Origin of the sequence: Flagellimonas halotolerans, assembly GCF_035818535.1 — a bacterium.
GTDB lineage: Bacteria > Bacteroidota > Bacteroidia > Flavobacteriales > Flavobacteriaceae > Flagellimonas > Flagellimonas halotolerans.
In genome coordinates, this window is record NZ_JAYKYV010000001.1 from 670,854 (window position 1) to 687,250 (window position 16,397).

15 protein-coding genes are annotated in these 16,397 nt (G+C 43.1%); 10 read left to right on the forward strand and 5 right to left on the reverse strand.

The features are described from left to right. Genes VM932_RS03070 through tsaB form a run of 4 tightly spaced genes read left to right on the forward strand, consistent with a single transcriptional unit; the run spans position 1 to position 4,425 of the window. Positions 1-1,179 carry an ABC transporter permease gene (locus tag VM932_RS03070; protein WP_326277093.1) on the forward strand — a complete coding sequence of 393 codons (1,179 nt, stop codon included), beginning with the start codon at positions 1-3 and terminating at the stop codon, positions 1,177-1,179. A 38-nt stretch (positions 1,180-1,217) separates the two neighbouring features. Next, the gene (locus VM932_RS03075; protein WP_326277094.1) at positions 1,218-2,336 is read left to right on the forward strand and encodes an efflux RND transporter periplasmic adaptor subunit; all 1,119 of its coding nucleotides are present in this window, start codon (positions 1,218-1,220) and stop codon (positions 2,334-2,336) included. Positions 2,337-2,378: 42 nt separating this feature from the next. Next, positions 2,379-3,728, forward strand: coding sequence for a TolC family protein (locus VM932_RS03080; RefSeq protein WP_326277095.1), 1,350 nt, complete (start codon positions 2,379-2,381; stop codon positions 3,726-3,728). Positions 3,729-3,744: 16 nt separating this feature from the next. Beyond that, on the forward strand, positions 3,745-4,425 hold the full coding sequence (gene tsaB / locus VM932_RS03085; protein WP_326277096.1) for a tRNA (adenosine(37)-N6)-threonylcarbamoyltransferase complex dimerization subunit type 1 TsaB: 681 nt from the start codon (positions 3,745-3,747) through the stop codon (positions 4,423-4,425). On the opposite strand, the gene VM932_RS03090 is transcribed toward tsaB, so the two are convergent. From VM932_RS03090 to VM932_RS03105, 4 genes are all read right to left on the reverse strand, one after another. Continuing rightward, positions 4,422-5,249 (reverse strand): mechanosensitive ion channel family protein, encoded by an 828-nt coding sequence (locus VM932_RS03090; protein WP_326277097.1) that lies wholly within the window; start codon positions 5,247-5,249, stop codon positions 4,422-4,424. The two genes, tsaB and VM932_RS03090, sit on opposite strands and share 4 nt — an antisense overlap. An 83-nt stretch (positions 5,250-5,332) precedes the next feature. Then, entirely contained in the window at positions 5,333-7,432 is a 2,100-nt protein-coding gene (locus tag VM932_RS03095; protein WP_326277098.1) for a thioredoxin domain-containing protein, read from the reverse strand. 67 nt (positions 7,433-7,499) lie between these two features. Then, complete coding sequence (locus VM932_RS03100) at positions 7,500-7,700, reverse strand: dodecin family protein (protein WP_163625329.1); 201 nt, start codon at positions 7,698-7,700, stop codon at positions 7,500-7,502. Positions 7,701-7,772: 72 nt separating this feature from the next. Continuing rightward, positions 7,773-8,669, reverse strand: coding sequence for a NifU family protein (locus VM932_RS03105; protein ID WP_326277099.1), 897 nt, complete (start codon positions 8,667-8,669; stop codon positions 7,773-7,775). A 126-nt stretch (positions 8,670-8,795) separates the two neighbouring features. Between VM932_RS03105 and VM932_RS03110 the strand changes: the two genes are divergently transcribed. Then, positions 8,796-9,791 carry a PorP/SprF family type IX secretion system membrane protein gene (locus VM932_RS03110; protein WP_326277100.1) on the forward strand — a complete coding sequence of 332 codons (996 nt, stop codon included), beginning with the start codon at positions 8,796-8,798 and terminating at the stop codon, positions 9,789-9,791. Positions 9,792-9,892: 101 nt separating this feature from the next. Here the strand turns inward: VM932_RS03110 and VM932_RS03115 are convergent, their stop codons facing one another. Next, on the reverse strand, positions 9,893-11,068 hold the full coding sequence (locus VM932_RS03115; protein ID WP_326277101.1) for a VWA domain-containing protein: 1,176 nt from the start codon (positions 11,066-11,068) through the stop codon (positions 9,893-9,895). A 198-nt stretch (positions 11,069-11,266) separates the two neighbouring features. Here VM932_RS03115 and VM932_RS03120 point away from each other — a divergent pair, with 198 nt between their 5' ends. From VM932_RS03120 to VM932_RS03140, 5 genes are all read left to right on the forward strand, one after another. Continuing rightward, complete coding sequence (locus tag VM932_RS03120; RefSeq protein ID WP_326277102.1) at positions 11,267-13,480, forward strand: tetratricopeptide repeat-containing sensor histidine kinase; 2,214 nt, start codon at positions 11,267-11,269, stop codon at positions 13,478-13,480. A gap of 2 nt (positions 13,481-13,482) precedes the next feature. Continuing rightward, on the forward strand, positions 13,483-14,214 hold the full coding sequence (locus VM932_RS03125; RefSeq protein WP_326277103.1) for a LytR/AlgR family response regulator transcription factor: 732 nt from the start codon (positions 13,483-13,485) through the stop codon (positions 14,212-14,214). A 49-nt stretch (positions 14,215-14,263) separates the two neighbouring features. Continuing rightward, on the forward strand, positions 14,264-14,779 hold the full coding sequence (locus VM932_RS03130) for a gamma carbonic anhydrase family protein (RefSeq protein WP_326277104.1): 516 nt from the start codon (positions 14,264-14,266) through the stop codon (positions 14,777-14,779). 47 nt (positions 14,780-14,826) lie between these two features. Next, positions 14,827-15,711, forward strand: a complete 885-nt coding sequence (gene fabD, locus VM932_RS03135) for an ACP S-malonyltransferase (RefSeq protein ID WP_326277105.1) — start codon at positions 14,827-14,829, stop codon at positions 15,709-15,711. A gap of 112 nt (positions 15,712-15,823) precedes the next feature. Continuing rightward, a partial coding sequence (locus VM932_RS03140) for a Calx-beta domain-containing protein (RefSeq protein ID WP_326277106.1) occupies positions 15,824-16,397 on the forward strand: 574 nt, incomplete at its 3' end.

The following is a 16,397-nucleotide window of genomic DNA, read 5'->3' on the forward strand; positions in this document are numbered from 1 at the left end:
ATGTTGGGCGTAATTTTCGCCATGATCATCTTGGTGCTGTTATTGGGGTCGGCCAATGGAATGAGCAACGGGTTCAACAAGCTTTTTGCCGGAACTGCCTCGAACAGCCTGTTTGTTTGGGGACAATCCACTTCCGAACCCTACAAGGGTTTTGAACGTGGGCGAAGAATCCGTTACAAGCTCGAAGACGCGGACATCTTAAAGAGACAGATTCCAGAGATTGAGGTCCTGGCACCACGAATTGAGCTGGCCAATCACAGGGGAACCGTAACCGTTTACAGAAATGGACAGACAAGTGGTTCTGCAGTGTACGGGGACTTTCCGGAAATAGACAACATCACCAAAAAGAAGCTGGTGGAAGGCAGGTTCTTGAACCAGACCGATATCGAACATTCCAAAAAAGTATGTGTTATTGGCGAAGAAACCTATAAACTTCTATTTGATAAAGGGGATAAGGCCATAGGCGAGGATATCCGTATCAACGGCGTATATTTTAGTGTGGTGGGAATTTACAAGCCCAACAACAACATTAATATTGATGGGGAAAATGCAGTATTTATACCCTTTACCACTTTTCAAAAAGCCTTTAATTCCGGCGATAGGATGGGATGGATGGCCATTGCGGTCGAAGAGAATACACCAGTACCTTTTGTAGAAAGTCAGATTAAGAGCATTTTAAAGGCCAAGTACGATATCCACCCAGATGACGAGCGTGCCATAGGAAGCTTCGATATGTCGGAGATATTCAATAATATCACGGCATTTACAACGGTTCTAAAAGGATTTTCCTTTTTTGTGGGAATCTTCACATTACTGGCGGGCGTTATAGCCATCAGCAATATTCTGTTGATTACGGTAAAGGAGCGTACACAAGAGATAGGAGTACGTAGGGCCTTGGGCGCAACCCCGGTCATCGTAAAACGTCAAATTGTTGTGGAGGCCATTGTTCTGACGGCATTCGCTGGTTTGGTAGGATTTGCGGTTGCAGTGGGAATATTATCCATATTGGATGCCATGTTTGGCAGCGGGGAGAACTTCCCTTTCGTGCAGCCCATGATAAGCATCCCACAGTTTATCGTATCATTTATTTTAATGGTAGGACTAAGTGTGCTCATAGGCCTATTGCCTGCCAACCGTGCTGTAAAAATTAAGCCCATAGATGCACTAAGAGAGGAATAATCATCAATACAATTAAATAACGAATCAAATAAGCAAGAATGAACAAGTATGTAAAATACGGATTGATAGGGGTAGTGGTCATTGGTATTTTGGCCGCCGTTGTCTACTTTTTAAAGCAGAACAGTACTCCTGTAGAGCTGTATAAGACTGAAACAGCAGAACGAAAGGACATCGTAAATAAAGTAATCGTTACCGGGAAGGTAATACCTGAGGATGAAATCAACATCAAACCCCAAATTTCCGGGATTATAGACAAAATCCTATTGGAAGAAGGTGCCAAGGTAAAGTCCGGTGACCTTATCGCGGTAATAAAAGTGGTTCCCAACGAGCAATCCGTGAACCAAGCCGCAGGAAGGGTCCGCAATGCGGAATTGGCCCTTAACAATGCCAAAATAGAATACGATAGGAACAAAACGCTGTTTGACAAAGGTGTTATCTCCAGTCAGGACTTTAACAACTTAAAGTTGACCTATGACCAGGCATTGCAAGAATTAAAAAATGCCCAGGCCGATTATCAGATTATCAGAAAAGGCTCCGCGGGAGGTTCCGCCAGTGCAAACACCAACATAAGGGCAACTGTTTCCGGAACTATTCTTGAGATTCCTGTAAAAGAAGGAGATCAGGTGATACAAAGCAACAACTTTAACGAAGGGACCACCATCGCCACCATCGCCGATATGTCCAAAATGATCTTTGAAGGTGAAGTGGACGAGGCCGAGGTTGGGAAGTTAAGAGTGGGAATGCCATTGGAAATAAGCCTTGGTGCCTTGGAAGAGCAAAAGTTCGATGCCAAATTAAAATTCATTGCGCCTAAAGGTGTGGAAGAAGAAGGTGCCGTTCAGTTTAAGATCGAAGGTGATTTGGATGTAAAGGAAAGCGATAGCACTTCGTATGTGCGGGCCGGGTACAGTGCAAACGCTTCCATTGTTTTGGAAGAGAAAAAGGATGTGTTGGCCATAAAAGAAGCTTTGCTTCAGTTTGATAAGGAGACCGAAAAACCATACGTGGAAGTACAGACAGGCGAAAACGAATTCGAACGCAAAGATCTTGAGTTGGGCGTCAGTGATGGTATAGACGTAGAAATTGTTTCAGGCATTGGCGAAGATGATAAGATCAAAGTCTGGAACAAGCTCGAGAAGAAATCTGAAGAGGATTGATCTATGCTGACCATCATTATACAAACCAAAATCAAGAAACGAATGAAAAATAGCATAACGTTACTACTATTATTGTTCGCCGTTACCTTGACCAGTGCCCAAGTACGTCAATGGACGCTTCTGGAGTGTGTGGAATACGCGGTGGAGAACAATTTGACCGTAGAACAATTTGAACTAGATCTGGAAAACGCTAAAATAGATAAGTCCGATGCCCTAGGAAATATGCTTCCTAGCTTAAATGGATCAACATCGGTATCGAGTAATACAGGTTTCTCCATTAACCCAACAAACAACCTGCCCACAAACAGTACGGCAAATAACATGAACATTGGTGTTAGCTCCAATGTAACCCTTTTTGATGGCTTGAGGAACATACACCAATTGAACAGGGCAAAAATGAATGCCATTGCCAACCAATATCGTTTGGATAATTTAAAGGACGATATTCGTTTAAATGTGGCCAATGCCTATTTACAGGTACTTTCCAACAAGGAGCAATTAAAAACCTTTAAAGCGCAATACGCCGTTACGGAACAAGACTTGAAAAGGACCAAGGAGCTGGTGGAATCTGGAGTTGTGCCAAGGGGCGATCTTTTGGAGATTGAGGCAACCGCTGCCAATCAAGAACAGCAGATCGTGAACGGTGAAAGCAATGTTTTGATCGCTCGTGTTAATTTGGCACAATTGCTACAGATAACCGATTACGAAAACTTTGATATTGCAGAAGAGGAGTTCGAAATTCCACCTTCGGATATCCTTAAAAACTCTCCAAAGGTAATTTTTGATAAGGCCTTGGGTTTTAGAAACGATATCAAATTCTCCGAATCCAATGTGGATTTGGCCGAACAGGACCTTAAGATTGCCAAAGGTGCTTATTTGCCGACCTTGTCTGCATTTTTCCAATATGGTACTAGATATTCCGATGTGACCCAAATACCTGACGGTGACGGAATTCCCTATACGCCGAACCTAACGGACCAGTTATGGATTTTTGATGGTATAAGTTACGGGGCACAATTGAACATACCCATATTTAACGGGTGGAGCACTCGTAACAACGTGATGCGATCTAAGATTAGTTTGGAAAAAGCAAAATTGCAATTTAAACAGGATAAGCTGGACTTGGAAAACACTATCCAACAGGCCTATGTGGATGTAAGTACGTTTGAAAAGGCTTATATCGCAGCAGAAAAAACTTTGGAAGCCAGACGTTTGGCCTACGAATATGCCAAAGAGCGTTTTGATGTTGGGTTAATGAACGCTTTTGACTTTAGTCAGGCACAGTCCAGAGTGGAAAATGCCCAAGCCGATGTGATTCGAGCCAAGTACGATTATATCTTCCGGTTGAAAATATTGGAATTCTACTTTGGGTTACCCATTGCATTAAACTAGTATCTTTGTGGCCGCTATGGCTATACTACTACATTTGGAAACCGCGACCACCAATTGCTCCGTGAGCATATCAAAGGATGATGAAATTGTTGTCCTAAAGGAGAACAATGCAGCGAGCTATTCGCATTCGGAACAATTGCATGTATTTATAAAAGAAGCCTTGAAAGAGGCTTCTTTGTCATTTTCGGACCTGGATGCCATTTCTATAAGTAAAGGACCCGGTTCGTACACAGGACTCCGGATAGGGGTGTCCGCTGCCAAAGGGCTGTGCTTTTCTCTGGACATACCGTTGATTTCCGTGCCTACTTTGCAAAGTATGGCGCATCAGGTGCAATTGAAACCTGATGAACTGGTGATTCCTGTACTGGATGCCAGACGCATGGAAGTCTATTCCTGTATCTACGGTTCTGATCATAAAGAAGTACGAGAGACCCGTGCAGAGATTGTCAATGAGGAATCTTTTGCCGATTATGTTTCGGATATCAAAGTATATGTAGTGGGCAGTGGTGCAGAAAAATGTAGGGGTGTCCTGCAACACCCCAATTTTGTTTTTGATGAATCCATAGTCCCTTCTGCCAAGGATATGGCCTCGATTGCATTCAGGAAATACAAAGCCGGTCAATTTGAGGATGTGGCCTATTTTGAACCTTACTACCTCAAAGACTTTGTCCTTCAGCAGAAAAAGAATAAAAATTAATCTTCCAAAGCCTTGTGCATAACCCTTTGTGGGAATGGAATTTCGATTCCAGCGGCATCAAAACGTAATTTTGTTTGCTCGATCACATAAAAGTGTGCGGACCAAAATACATCGGTATTGGCCCAAAAACGTAGTGTTAGGTTTACGGAACTATCACCCAAGGCACCTACATAAACCTCTGGAGCGGGTTCAGTATTAATGTCCGGATTGTCTGCACAAATCTGTAACAAGATTTCTTTGGCCTCCTTAATGTTTGCCCCATACCCGATACCTACATCAAATTTATCCCTTCGGGTATTTTCCATGTTATAGTTTACAATGTTGCCGTTGGACAGTTGTCCATTCGGGATAATGGCAATTTGGTTGCCAAAAGTGCTCAACTTAGTGTTGAAAATGGAAATTTCCTTTACAGTGCCATCCACACCTTGTGCAGAAATCCAATCCCCTACCTTGAAAGGTTTAAAAATGAGGATAAGTACCCCACCGGCAAAATTGGCCAAAGATCCCTGTAATGCCAAACCAACAGCAAGGCCCGCGGCACCCACAATGGCGACCAAGGAAGAGGTCTTAACGCCCAATTGCGTAATCACCAAAACAAAGAGTAATGCTTTTAGGGTAATACTAATAAAACTCTGTAAGAAGGATTCCAAGGTTTTATCATAATCCTTTTTTACAAAAAAGCGACGGACCATTCGATTGAAAAATTTGATGACCCAAAGACCTATGAAAAATGTGATGATGGCCGTTATAAGACTTGGTAAAATGCCCACGGCCCAATCCATGGCCTGATCAATGTATGTTTGGTAATTCTCTAGTTCTTCCATAATGGTTTTTTAGTTAAAATGGCAACGTAGTTAATATTCAACTGATATAAAAGAAAAGGTTTTTAAACAAATGTTAATGTTGCCTACAGTTGTTTTAAAGCCTCTTCCACTTTTGTTACAGGGAGTTTACAGGCCCCTTCTATACAAACATAAACTAGGGTTTTGTTAGGGTTTTCCCTGTTTTTTAACAGTTCCAAATTTCCCTCTTTTCTGGAACCTGCCAAAATACTGTTGGGTACATATTCCTTGCCAATTTGTTGCCCCAAACTTTTGTAGTCCTCGCCAAGTATGGCGATTTCATAAAAATCTTGATTCTGGAACAGCACCAAATGCAACCAGTTGGCAAAACCTTGTGCCCTGCGATCAAAATCCTTTTGGACGTTTTTCAGCATTTGCTCGGACAAGGCACCATAGCCTTCCCCAGGGTAGAGCTTATGAAATTTATACAAATTGATGGCCATGATGGAGTTGGAGGAAGATATCACATTATCGTCCACCTCTATGGTTCTTCTGATCAAAGATTGATCTTCATCCGAAGTATAAAAGAACATGCCGGAAGCTTCATCAAAAAAGTGTTTTTTGGAATAATCAAGGAGGTTTTTGGCCAAATCGAGCCATTTTTCGTCAAAAGTGACCTCGTAGAGCGAAAAATAGGCATCGATTACCGAGGCATAATCCTCTAAAAAACCATTGATGGTGCTTTTACCAGCTTTGTGGTTGCGGTAAAGCGAGCCATCATTTTTGATCATTTCACGCTCAATAAACCCGGCATTTTTTTGCGCAAGTTTTAGATAGGAGTCATTGCCTAAATAACGGTATGCATCAACCAGGCCTTTTAGCATCAAACCATTCCAAGATGTCAAAATTTTATCATCCAATCGGGGTTTGGGACGCTTGCTTCTTTCTTTTTTGAGTATGGCCAAGCTCTCGTTTATTTTTGTTATCAGTGTTGGCACTGTAATCTTGAATTTTTCGGCTATTTCTTCATCATTTTTATCCCTAATGGGCACATAGTTGCCTTCTTCCCAATGTCCATAGGAATTAATGTTGAAATACGCTTGAAAGACCTCATAATCATCCCCCAATAAACGGGTAAGCTCTTCTTTGGTCCAAACATAATAGGCACCTTCTGCCAATTCGCCGTTTTCATCAAGACTGTCGGCATCCAAAGAGGAATAAAAACCGCCACTGCGATCCAAAAGTTCTTCTTGAACAAAGTGGATGGTTTCCTCCACTACGCTTTTGTACAATTCGTTTTTGGTTACGGCATAGGCCTTGGCATAAAGGCTTGTCAACTGACCATTGTCATACAGCATTTTTTCAAAATGAGGCACATGCCATTTAGTGTCCACGGCGTACCTGGAAAACCCTCCTCCTACATGGTCGTATACACCACCGTAGGCCATTCGGGTTAACGTGGTGTCAACAAACCCCATAATTTCAGGTTTGTCCATGGCGGTGGCATAGTGCAATAAAAAGTCCCAGTTGTTGGGCATCATAAATTTGGGGGCGCGCTTGTGGCCACCTAAAAATGTATCAAAATATTGGGTCCAATTTTGGATTGCCACATTCAGTTGGTCCAAAGAATACAGGTCACTGTCCTTATCGTTTTCCACCAAATTGATGGCTTGGAGCCCATTGGCCAAATCCGTGGCGTATTGGGTTACCCGTGGTTTATCTTTTTTATAGAGTTCTGCGAGCTGCTCCAACGATTTTATCCAATTGTCCTTGGGTACGTACGTAGCACCCCAAAAAGGCCTTCCATCGGGTAGGGCAACTATGTTTAGGGGCCACCCACCTTGTCCAGATATCATTTGGATGGCGTCCATGTAGATCTGGTCCACATCGGGACGCTCCTCACGGTCAATTTTAATGTTGATGAAGTTTTCGTTCATCACCTCGGCCACTTCCGCGTCTTCAAAACATTCCTTTTCCATCACATGGCACCAATGACAAGCGGCATAGCCAATACTGATAAGCAATAGCTTATCCTCTTTTTTTGCCCGTTCCAACACATTGGGGTGCCATGCTTCCCAATTTACGGGATTGTGGGCATGTTGCAGAAGATAGGGACTAGTCTCATGGATGAGTGCATTGGTATGTTCGTGGGTCACTTCCTTAGGTTTTTGTTTGCAACTTAGGGTTGCGATTGTAATTATTATGAAGAAAAGCACTTTTTTCATTAACTGAACATTTTAAGCATAAAAAAATGCGTCCGTTGCGGGACGCATTTTCTTTTCTTCAAATTTTCTACTGAACTTCAAAGGTAATCTTTACGTTTACCCTGTAGTCGTCAATTTTTCCATCTTTTACCGTGGCACTTTGCTCGTTGATATAGATGGAACGAATATTCTTGACGGATTTTGATGCTTGGTCCAACGCTTTGTTGGTTGCATCTTCCCAGCTTTTGCTGGAATTCGCCAATACTTCGATAACTTTTAAAACTGCCATGGTCAATGTATTTTTTAGATTCCCTTGAATTTAACAAATTTTGATGGAAATCCGGCAGTAAAATGAAGTTAATTAGCCGTTTAAAGCCACTACTTCCTTGATTTTTTCGCCCATCATGTTCTTGAGCATGGTCTCGATGCCATTTTTCAGGGTAAATGTAGAAGATGGACAACCACTACAGGCACCTTGAAGGATTACGCTAACCGTTCCACTTTGCTCTTCATAAGATTGGAAAAGAATGTTTCCGCCATCGCTGGCAACGGCCGGTTTTACATATTCTTCCAAAATGTCTATAATTTGTTGGGAAGTATCATCATATTGGGTTTGCGTGGTTTTTTGCCCAACGGTCTCTTTGCTTTTTTGGATCGCTTCTGCCGTAACCACATCTTTTCCATCTGCTAAGTAATCCCGGATGAATTCACGCAATTGCATATTGATTTCCTCCCAATCCGCAACCTCATATTTGGTGACGGAAACATAGTTCTCGTCCATAAAAACCTCTTTTACAAAGGGAAAATGGAACAATTCTATGGCCAAAGGCGAATCTTTCGCTTCATCAATATTCTTGAATTCGTAAGTGCTGGGAACAATACGCTTGTTGGAGACAAACTTCATCACCGCAGGATTGGGGGTCACCTCCGCATAAACGGTAATGGGCTGCTTCTTTTTAACATCTTCTTCGTTTACCACAGGTTCTCCAGCATTAAGGTACTCTACCAATTGCTGGGCCACTTCGTCCTTAACATCGTTCCACTCCACAATATCAAACCTCTCCAATGCCACAAAATTACTGGAAATGTACACGGTTTTGATAAATGGAAGATAGAAGAGTTGTTGTGCCAAGGGGGAGTTTTTGGCCTCGTCTATGTTTTTATATTCATAGTTGCCCTTAACCAAAAAATGGTTGGCTTCCAACTTGATTATCTTGGGGTTGTTGGTAGGAACAACCGTAATGTTGTATTCTTTCATCTTGAATCTTTGATGCAAAAGTACCAATAGTTAGGATGCGCAGCAAAATATTATAATAATGTGTGTTGCTTGCCGTTATCTTAGTGTTTTATTGTATTGAGCAACCATTCTAGCCCCAACCGTCACATGAGACGTATTTTAACCTCAATTATCCTAACCCTGTTTTTTGGGTCCGTGGCCAAAGCACAGGAAGGAATTCCCGTGTATTTTGATTACTTGGCGGACAATTATTACTTGGTCTATCCATCCATGGCAGGTATCGCCGAGGGGACCAAGGTTCGCCTTACAGCCAGGAAACAGTGGTTTAATGTTGATGAAGCACCAAGCTTGCAGACACTGAACATAAATTCCAGGGTTGGTGAGCGCAGTGGGGTAGGAGGCATACTGTTTAATGACTCCAATGGGTACCACTCCCAAACGGGCTTCAAAGCGACTTACGCACACCATTTGCAATTGGGCGGCGATTTTAGAACGCTCAACCAGCTTTCTTTAGGTTTGAGTGCAGGCATTATACTCAGTAGTTTGGATGAAACGGAATTTAGGTCCGTGATTCCAGACCCTGTTGTTACCGGGGTAAAGAACACGGCGAGCTATTTTAATGTGGATTTGGGTGTTTCCTACAATTTGTTCGAGTTTTATGCACATGCTGCTATTTTAAATATTTTGGGCAGTGGACGTGACCTATACACGGCAGCTGAATTTGACAACTTGAGACGTTACCTGTTCTCCGTTGGATATGTTTTTGGAAAAAATACACGGATTGAACCATCCATTTTGTTCCAGATGACGGATTTTACCAAAGAGAAAACTGTAGATTTGAATGCTAAAGTGTATCGAGATGTTAGTTTTGGTACAGTATGGGCCGGTTTGTCGTACCGACGTAGTTTTGATGGGGCACAATTTCAATCCAACGGAAATTTCGGGGAACAACGCTTGCAATTGTTTACGCCGATTATCGGGGTTAATGTGAATAGATTCATGTTCTCATACAATTATTCCTACCAATCCGGGGATATCCGTTTTGATAACGGAGGGTTCCACCAAATTACCTTAGGGTACGACTTTGGACAGAGTGATGACGGCAACCGTTACGACTGTTATTGCCCTGCGGCTAATAATTAGTTGTTGAGATAAGGGAATGAATGTCGGTTCGAGCGCAGTCGAGAACTTTTAAAGACATCCCGACTGCGCTCGATGTGACAACGTGCCTTTGATTGGCAATTCTAATTTTTATCCCAAGTATAGTTTTTCTTTGAAGCCTGGGCCTTAATGGCCGAAAGCATGGCATTTTCAAGTTCTCCTGCTTCTTCTTTTTGATGTTCGGCAATAAAGGCCTCACGTTTGGTATTGAGTTCCTGTATCCTCTTTTGAATTTCTTCCCGTTCCGTTTTCTTTTGCTCTATATAAGCCTTGACCTCACTTTCGGTTTTTCCCTGAAGTTCTTTTGGCAAATCTTGGTCTTTCAATTTGGATATGACCGCTTCATCATCCGCTACGGCATCCACCAAGTCCCATTGTGAATTTTTGTACAACCTTGAACTTTTGCTCACGGCACGTTTTACCACTACCACTTCTTCCAAGGCCGCTGCATTGCCATCTTGCCTGGATTGAAGCTCTTTTTTCTGCCTCCCAATGGAACCATAGGAGATGTAAGTGTCGTTCAATTTGGAATTCAGCTGAATGATAATGTCATCGTAAGGCGTATCTATATGGACTACCTGCCTATTGTGGTCGATTGCCATATACTCGCCACCGGTAAGTGTGGCTCCTTTTTTCCACATGATAGCAATGCCTTGGTCGTAGTTGCCGCAAAAAATGGTGTTCACAATAATGTCTTTTTCCTTGGCATTGGCGGCTGCATCCCTATAATCCAACTTCCCTTGCGTAAAAGGTTCGTTGCCCGCAATAAAGATCATTTTAAGGTCATCGGCGTTATTGCCCCAATCCAATTGTTTTAATGAGGTATGGATTACTTGTCCGCAATATTCTTCGCCACCGTTGGTGGTTAAAGAGAACAATTTTTCTGAAATCTCGTCCAGGTCATTGCTAAATCCCAAAACCTGTCTTATGTACCCTTCCCGGGACGAAAGCTTGTCATTCCCATACTCATAAAGCGCAATTTGAAGGGATGGCCGAACACCGGTGCCACATTTGGCATGGGTAAATTCGTTTACAATATCCCATAATTGAGCCTTGGCTTGGTTGATAAGTCCGTCCATACTATTGCTGGTGTCCAATAACAAGGCGATTTTGACATATTGTTCCTTTGGATTTGTCTCGGCATATTGAGTGACCAATGTAGTTTTTTCGTTGTTTTGGGCCTTAAGGTTGCAACCGTAGCTTGTACCCGTCATAAATAGCAAAAGTGCCGTGCCCAATAAATGATTTATATGTTTCATGGTGCAATAATTTTTAAAGTTGAGGTAAATGTATTTGCATCTTTCATCAATAAAAATCCAGAATGATTAACACGGCACTTAAAATGAGCGACCGGACCGGATCACTTCGTAACCAAGGATAATTGTGATGCTTTTCAACCTAATCCAGCTAGAACCTATTTTTTAAAATGCTTGGGAAGCAGTATGTTTACCTAAGTTATGATTCGCAAAGCATACATAGTATTATTGGTGTTGATGACTTCCTTGAGCAGTTTGGCGCAAGTTGGAAATGTGCAAGGGCAAATGGAAATCAAAGGTTCCGTAAAGGGCAAGGAGAACTATGTACCCATTTCTGGGGTCCAAGTTTCCACGGATAAGGGGGCTTACACCAGAACCAATGCTTTGGGCGAGTTTGCCATCAAGGCATCCATTGGGGATATGTTGATCATTGAAGGGCCGGAATTGGAAACGGTCCGTTACCGCATTAAATCAAATGAAGACGTGGATGTATTGGTGGAGGGCTATGGCCGTTCAACCTCCTCCCAAACGCAAAAGCGTGAAGTATCCAGTTCAAGAAATGATCTGATGGATCACCAACGCTTTTTGGATTCGGCCAATTTCTACAAGAAAAAGAACCTTGAAAAAAGTATCGATTTTATTGCCCGTTCCATGGAGCCATTGGGGAGCATAGGAAACAAGCGGGAGTTTTCATCATCCCTTCGAACTCTTGGAGAAATTTACATGTATCACAAGCAGTACGATCTGGCCATTACAAATTTTAAGGATGCCTTGACCGCCCTGAAATCCAACAAAACAAAATTACTATTGGGGCAGGCGTATGTGCTGAACGGTGACCACGAAAGCGCAATTTCCATTTTGGAACCCTTGGTCGGGGAAAAAAACATGGTGCCCTATCAGCGGGTGGAACTTTTTGAAGCGCTGGGAGATGCCAACATGGAGTTGTCCAACCTTAAAGATGCACAAAACTATTACCGGCAAGGACTTGTCATTGCCGAAAAAAACCAAATCTCTCCGAAGGAAATAGATTTAAGTTCCAAAATTGCCGATGCCTTTGCCAGTGAAAACAGGGTGGTCGAGGCCGAAGGCTATTATCAAAATTCCTTGAACCTATCCAAGCAAGTGGCACCCGAACGGTTGATTCAGGAAAGCGAGAAAGTAGCGGATTTTTACAATCGAAAAAACCGGTATGATGACGAGATCCAGTTGCGCAAAAAAAACCTGGACGAACTGGAACAGTTGCCCCGATCCAATGTTCCTTCAAATGAGGAGGGAGTCTCTGCAGGGGACACCATTACCTCACAGCGCATCAATTATAAAATAGCCAATGCATATATCGCCCAGGATAAATTGGATGAGGCCATACCTTACCTGCAAAAAAGCATTGTTGAGGCCGATAAGGACGATGATTTGATCGTGCAAAAGGACGCTACGCGGAAATTGTCCGAAGTGTATCGCTACAAGGGCAATTATACCAAGGCATTGGAGTCTTACCAAGATTATGTGGCTGTGGTGGACAGTTTGTATGTGCGAAAAGAGCAGGAAATTTCACAGGCCGCCCGCTTTAATCGGGAGATAGCAAACACGCAAAACCGCATTTCCAGTTTGGAACAGGAACGGGAGCTCAGCCAAAGCAAGTACAGTTTGGCCGTTACGGAGCAACAGTTGTACGAAGAGACCAGCAAGCGCCAAAAATGGATCATTTACTCCTTGATATTCGGGATAGCCCTTATGGCGCTCACTGCATTTCTGTATTACCGGAGCAACAAACAGCAAAAATTGACCAATAACCTTTTGGCGTTGAAATCGCTCCGAACCCAAATGAATCCCCATTTTATCTTCAATGCGCTCAATTCCGTGAACAATTACATTGCTAAGAGCGACGAGCGAAGTGCCAACCGCTTTTTGAGCGAGTTCTCCGTATTGATGCGCAACGTACTCGAAAATTCCGAAGAGGACTTTATTCCGTTGGCCAAAGAATTGGAGTTGCTGAAACTTTATGTAAAACTGGAACATTCGCGATTTTCGGATAAGTTTGATTATGAAATTGAGGTAGACGACAAAATCGACATAGCTGCCTTTCAGATTCCGCCCATGCTGCTTCAACCTTATATTGAAAATGCTATATGGCATGGTTTGCGCTACAAAGAAGAAAAAGGATTCTTAAAAATAAAGGTAAGGCAGGTCACCAATGATTTGCTCGAAATCTGTATTGAGGACAACGGTATTGGAAGGAAAAAATCGGCGGCCCTGAAGACCACCAATCAAAAGAAACAGAAATCAAAAGGGATGGGCAATATCCAAAAGCGAATCCAAATTTTGAACGATATGTACAAAAACCGGGTAGATGTATCCATTTCTGATTTAAATAACGACCGAACGGGTACACGGGTATCCTTAAAACTCAAAAAATAGTGATGGACCTTAAAGCGATCCTAGTTGAAGATGAAGCCAATAGCCGCGAAATACTTCGGAACTATTTGACCAAATACTGCAAAAACATTGATTTGATGGGCGAGGGGGCAACCATTGATGAGGGGTTGGCCCAAATCAAAAAGCATAACCCGGATTTGGTATTTTTGGATGTGGAAATGCCTTTTGGCAATGCTTTTGACCTGCTGGACCAAATTCCCGACCGTACATTCGAGACCATTTTTGTTACGGCCTACAATCAATATGCCATGGATGCACTGAACCACCATGCAGCCTATTATTTAATGAAACCCATCAATATTGATGAATTGATCAAGGCAGTGGACTACGTTAGGGCCATCAAGGAGAAAGAAAATGCCTTGGAGGGACAAGTGCTGCAGGCATGGCCCGTTCGTGCAGAGGGAAAAATAACCCTGCCCCAACTAGACGGCTTTCAAGTGTTGGATGTATCGGATATCTATTTTTGTAAAGCAGATGATAACTACACCGAAATCTATCTGGAAAAGAAAAAAATAGTGGTGAGCAAAACACTAAAATATTTTGAAGAGGCATTGAAATCCTATTCCTTTGCCCGCATCCATAAATCCTATTTGGTAAATGTTGCGGAAGTGGTCAAGTACAAAAAGGGGAAAGGAGGAAGCGTTGTGCTTTCCAATGGCAAGGAACTTTCCGTTTCAGCTTCCAAAAAAGCCGATTTATTGTCGCATTTTCAATAATTTGCATATTGAGCTGTCGAGATGTTTCTACTTCTTAAAATTTAAAAGAATGATACTTAAATCCGTAAGGGGCAAATCCCCAGAAATAGGAAAAGATTGTTTTATAGCTGAAAATGCCACCATTGTTGGTGAGGTATGTATGGGCGACCAGTGCAGCGTTTGGTTCAATGCCGTGATCAGGGGCGATGTCCATTATATAAAAATGGGAAACAAGGTCAATGTGCAGGACGGCGCCGTGATCCATTGTACCTATGAAAAATCCCCGACCTCTATCGGAAATAACGTTTCCATTGGACATAATGCCATAGTGCACGGTTGTACCATTAAGGACAATGTGCTTGTGGGTATGGGGAGCATTATTATGGATGATTGCGTGGTGGAAAGCAATTCCATTATTGCTGCAGGAGCAGTGGTTACCAAAGGTACACATGTAGAGGCCGGGAGTATTTATGCGGGTATGCCTGCTAAAAGGATAAAGGACATCAGTCCGGAGCTTTCCAAGGGAGAGATAGATAGAATCGCCAACAACTATGTAAAGTATTCCAGCTGGTTTAAAGAAGGGTAAGCAAACAAATTATCCCTATTTTTGTCCCACTCAAAAATTCGACAACTATGAATGCATATATTTTTCCGGGACAGGGAGCACAATTTGTAGGTATGGGCTTGGACCTCTACGAAAACCATTCCGAAGCACAGGAACTTTTTGAAAAAGCCAACGAAATTCTAGGGTTTTCCATAACCGATATCATGTTCGAGGGCACTGCCGAAGATCTAAAACAGACCAAGGTGACCCAGCCCGCCATCTTTTTGCACTCCGTGATTTTGAGCAAGGTGTTGGGAGATGCTTTTAAACCAGATATGGTGGCCGGGCATTCTTTGGGGGAATTCTCCGCTTTGGTAGCCAATGGAACCTTAAATTTTGAAGATGGCCTAAAATTGGTTTCACAACGTGCCCTTGCCATGCAAAAGGCTTGTGAAGTTCAACCCAGTACCATGGCCGCTGTTTTGGGCTTGGAAGATGAGGTGGTGGAAAAAATCTGTACCGAAGTGGAAGGTATTGTGGTTCCCGCCAACTATAATTGTCCAGGGCAATTGGTGATCTCTGGAGAGGTGGATGCAGTAAACATAGCCTGTGAAAAAATGAAGGAGGCCGGGGCAAGAAGAGCCTTGTTGTTGCCGGTTGGAGGAGCATTTCATTCCCCTTTAATGGAACCGGCTAGGGAAGAATTGGCGGCAGCGATTGAATCTACGGAATTCAAAACACCTACTTGCCCTATTTATCAAAATGTGACGACCACGGCCGTGTCCGATGCTGAGGAAATCAAGAAGAATTTAATACTACAATTAACGGCTCCCGTAAAGTGGACGCAAAGCGTGCAACAAATGGTAAAAGATGGAGCTGCATCCTTTGTGGAAGTAGGGCCTGGCAAGGTGTTGCAAGGCTTGGTTAAAAAAATCCACCGCGAGGCCGAAACCAGTTCGGCGACAGTTTCATAGGTAAGGAAAACACTTTATCCGAATAAATTGAGGTTTAAACTAATTGGCAAGGATATTCCTTGCCTTTTTTTGTAATATTGGTAGCCCCAAATCACCGACCTATATATAGCTTTTGGACAAACTGAAACTGATTGAACTGGTGATGTCAACCTTATATAATAATGCCCCAAATAAACCCAGGACTGCCATAGTTCGTGGTGGACTATTGTTTGTTCTTTTTTTACTGCTTGGTATTGGTGTGGGGTATGGGCAGACCGTTAGCATAGCGGGGACATCGGCTGGTTCTGAAAATGGGGGCGGAGCTGTCACGGACGGTGTTTTTACCGTAACCCAGACTTCGCCATCGGCGAGCGATACGGAGGTCTCCTATACGGTTGGCGGCACGGCCACCTCCGGGGCTGATTATACTGCATTGAGCGGCACAGTTACGATAACGGCTGGTCTTACCAGTGCCGACATAACGGTGCCCGTTCTCGAGGACTTTGTGGTCGAGGGCGATGAGACCGTGGAGGTGACCTTGACGAGTGTCACCAGTGGGTCTGCTACGTTGGACCCTGCGCCTGCGAACCTTACCGCCAGCATTACAATAAACGATGATGATACTGCTACCGTTAGCATAGCGGGGACATCGGCTGGTTCTGAAAATGGGGGCGGAGCTGTCACGGACGGTGTTTTTACCGTAACCC

Bases quoted from the DNA above. Each gene is read 5' to 3' on its own strand.
- VM932_RS03100 (WP_163625329.1), bottom strand. From the start codon at position 7,700: ATGGCAGTTTTAAAAGTTATCGAAGTATTGGCGAATTCCAGCAAAAGC.
- VM932_RS03080 (WP_326277095.1), top strand. From the start codon at position 2,379: ATGAAAAATAGCATAACGTTACTACTATTATTGTTCGCCGTTACCTTG.
- VM932_RS03070 (WP_326277093.1), top strand. From the start codon at position 1: ATGTTGGGCGTAATTTTCGCCATGATCATCTTGGTGCTGTTATTGGGG.
- VM932_RS03130 (WP_326277104.1), top strand. From the start codon at position 14,264: ATGATACTTAAATCCGTAAGGGGCAAATCCCCAGAAATAGGAAAAGAT.
- VM932_RS03075 (WP_326277094.1), top strand. From the start codon at position 1,218: ATGAACAAGTATGTAAAATACGGATTGATAGGGGTAGTGGTCATTGGT.
- VM932_RS03115 (WP_326277101.1), bottom strand. From the start codon at position 11,068: ATGAAACATATAAATCATTTATTGGGCACGGCACTTTTGCTATTTATG.
- VM932_RS03120 (WP_326277102.1), top strand. From the start codon at position 11,267: ATGATTCGCAAAGCATACATAGTATTATTGGTGTTGATGACTTCCTTG.
- fabD (WP_326277105.1), top strand. From the start codon at position 14,827: ATGAATGCATATATTTTTCCGGGACAGGGAGCACAATTTGTAGGTATG.
- VM932_RS03110 (WP_326277100.1), top strand. From the start codon at position 8,796: ATGAGACGTATTTTAACCTCAATTATCCTAACCCTGTTTTTTGGGTCC.
- VM932_RS03090 (WP_326277097.1), bottom strand. From the start codon at position 5,249: ATGGAAGAACTAGAGAATTACCAAACATACATTGATCAGGCCATGGAT.
- tsaB (WP_326277096.1), top strand. From the start codon at position 3,745: ATGGCTATACTACTACATTTGGAAACCGCGACCACCAATTGCTCCGTG.
- VM932_RS03125 (WP_326277103.1), top strand. From the start codon at position 13,483: ATGGACCTTAAAGCGATCCTAGTTGAAGATGAAGCCAATAGCCGCGAA.
- VM932_RS03095 (WP_326277098.1), bottom strand. From the start codon at position 7,432: ATGAAAAAAGTGCTTTTCTTCATAATAATTACAATCGCAACCCTAAGT.
- VM932_RS03105 (WP_326277099.1), bottom strand. From the start codon at position 8,669: ATGAAAGAATACAACATTACGGTTGTTCCTACCAACAACCCCAAGATA.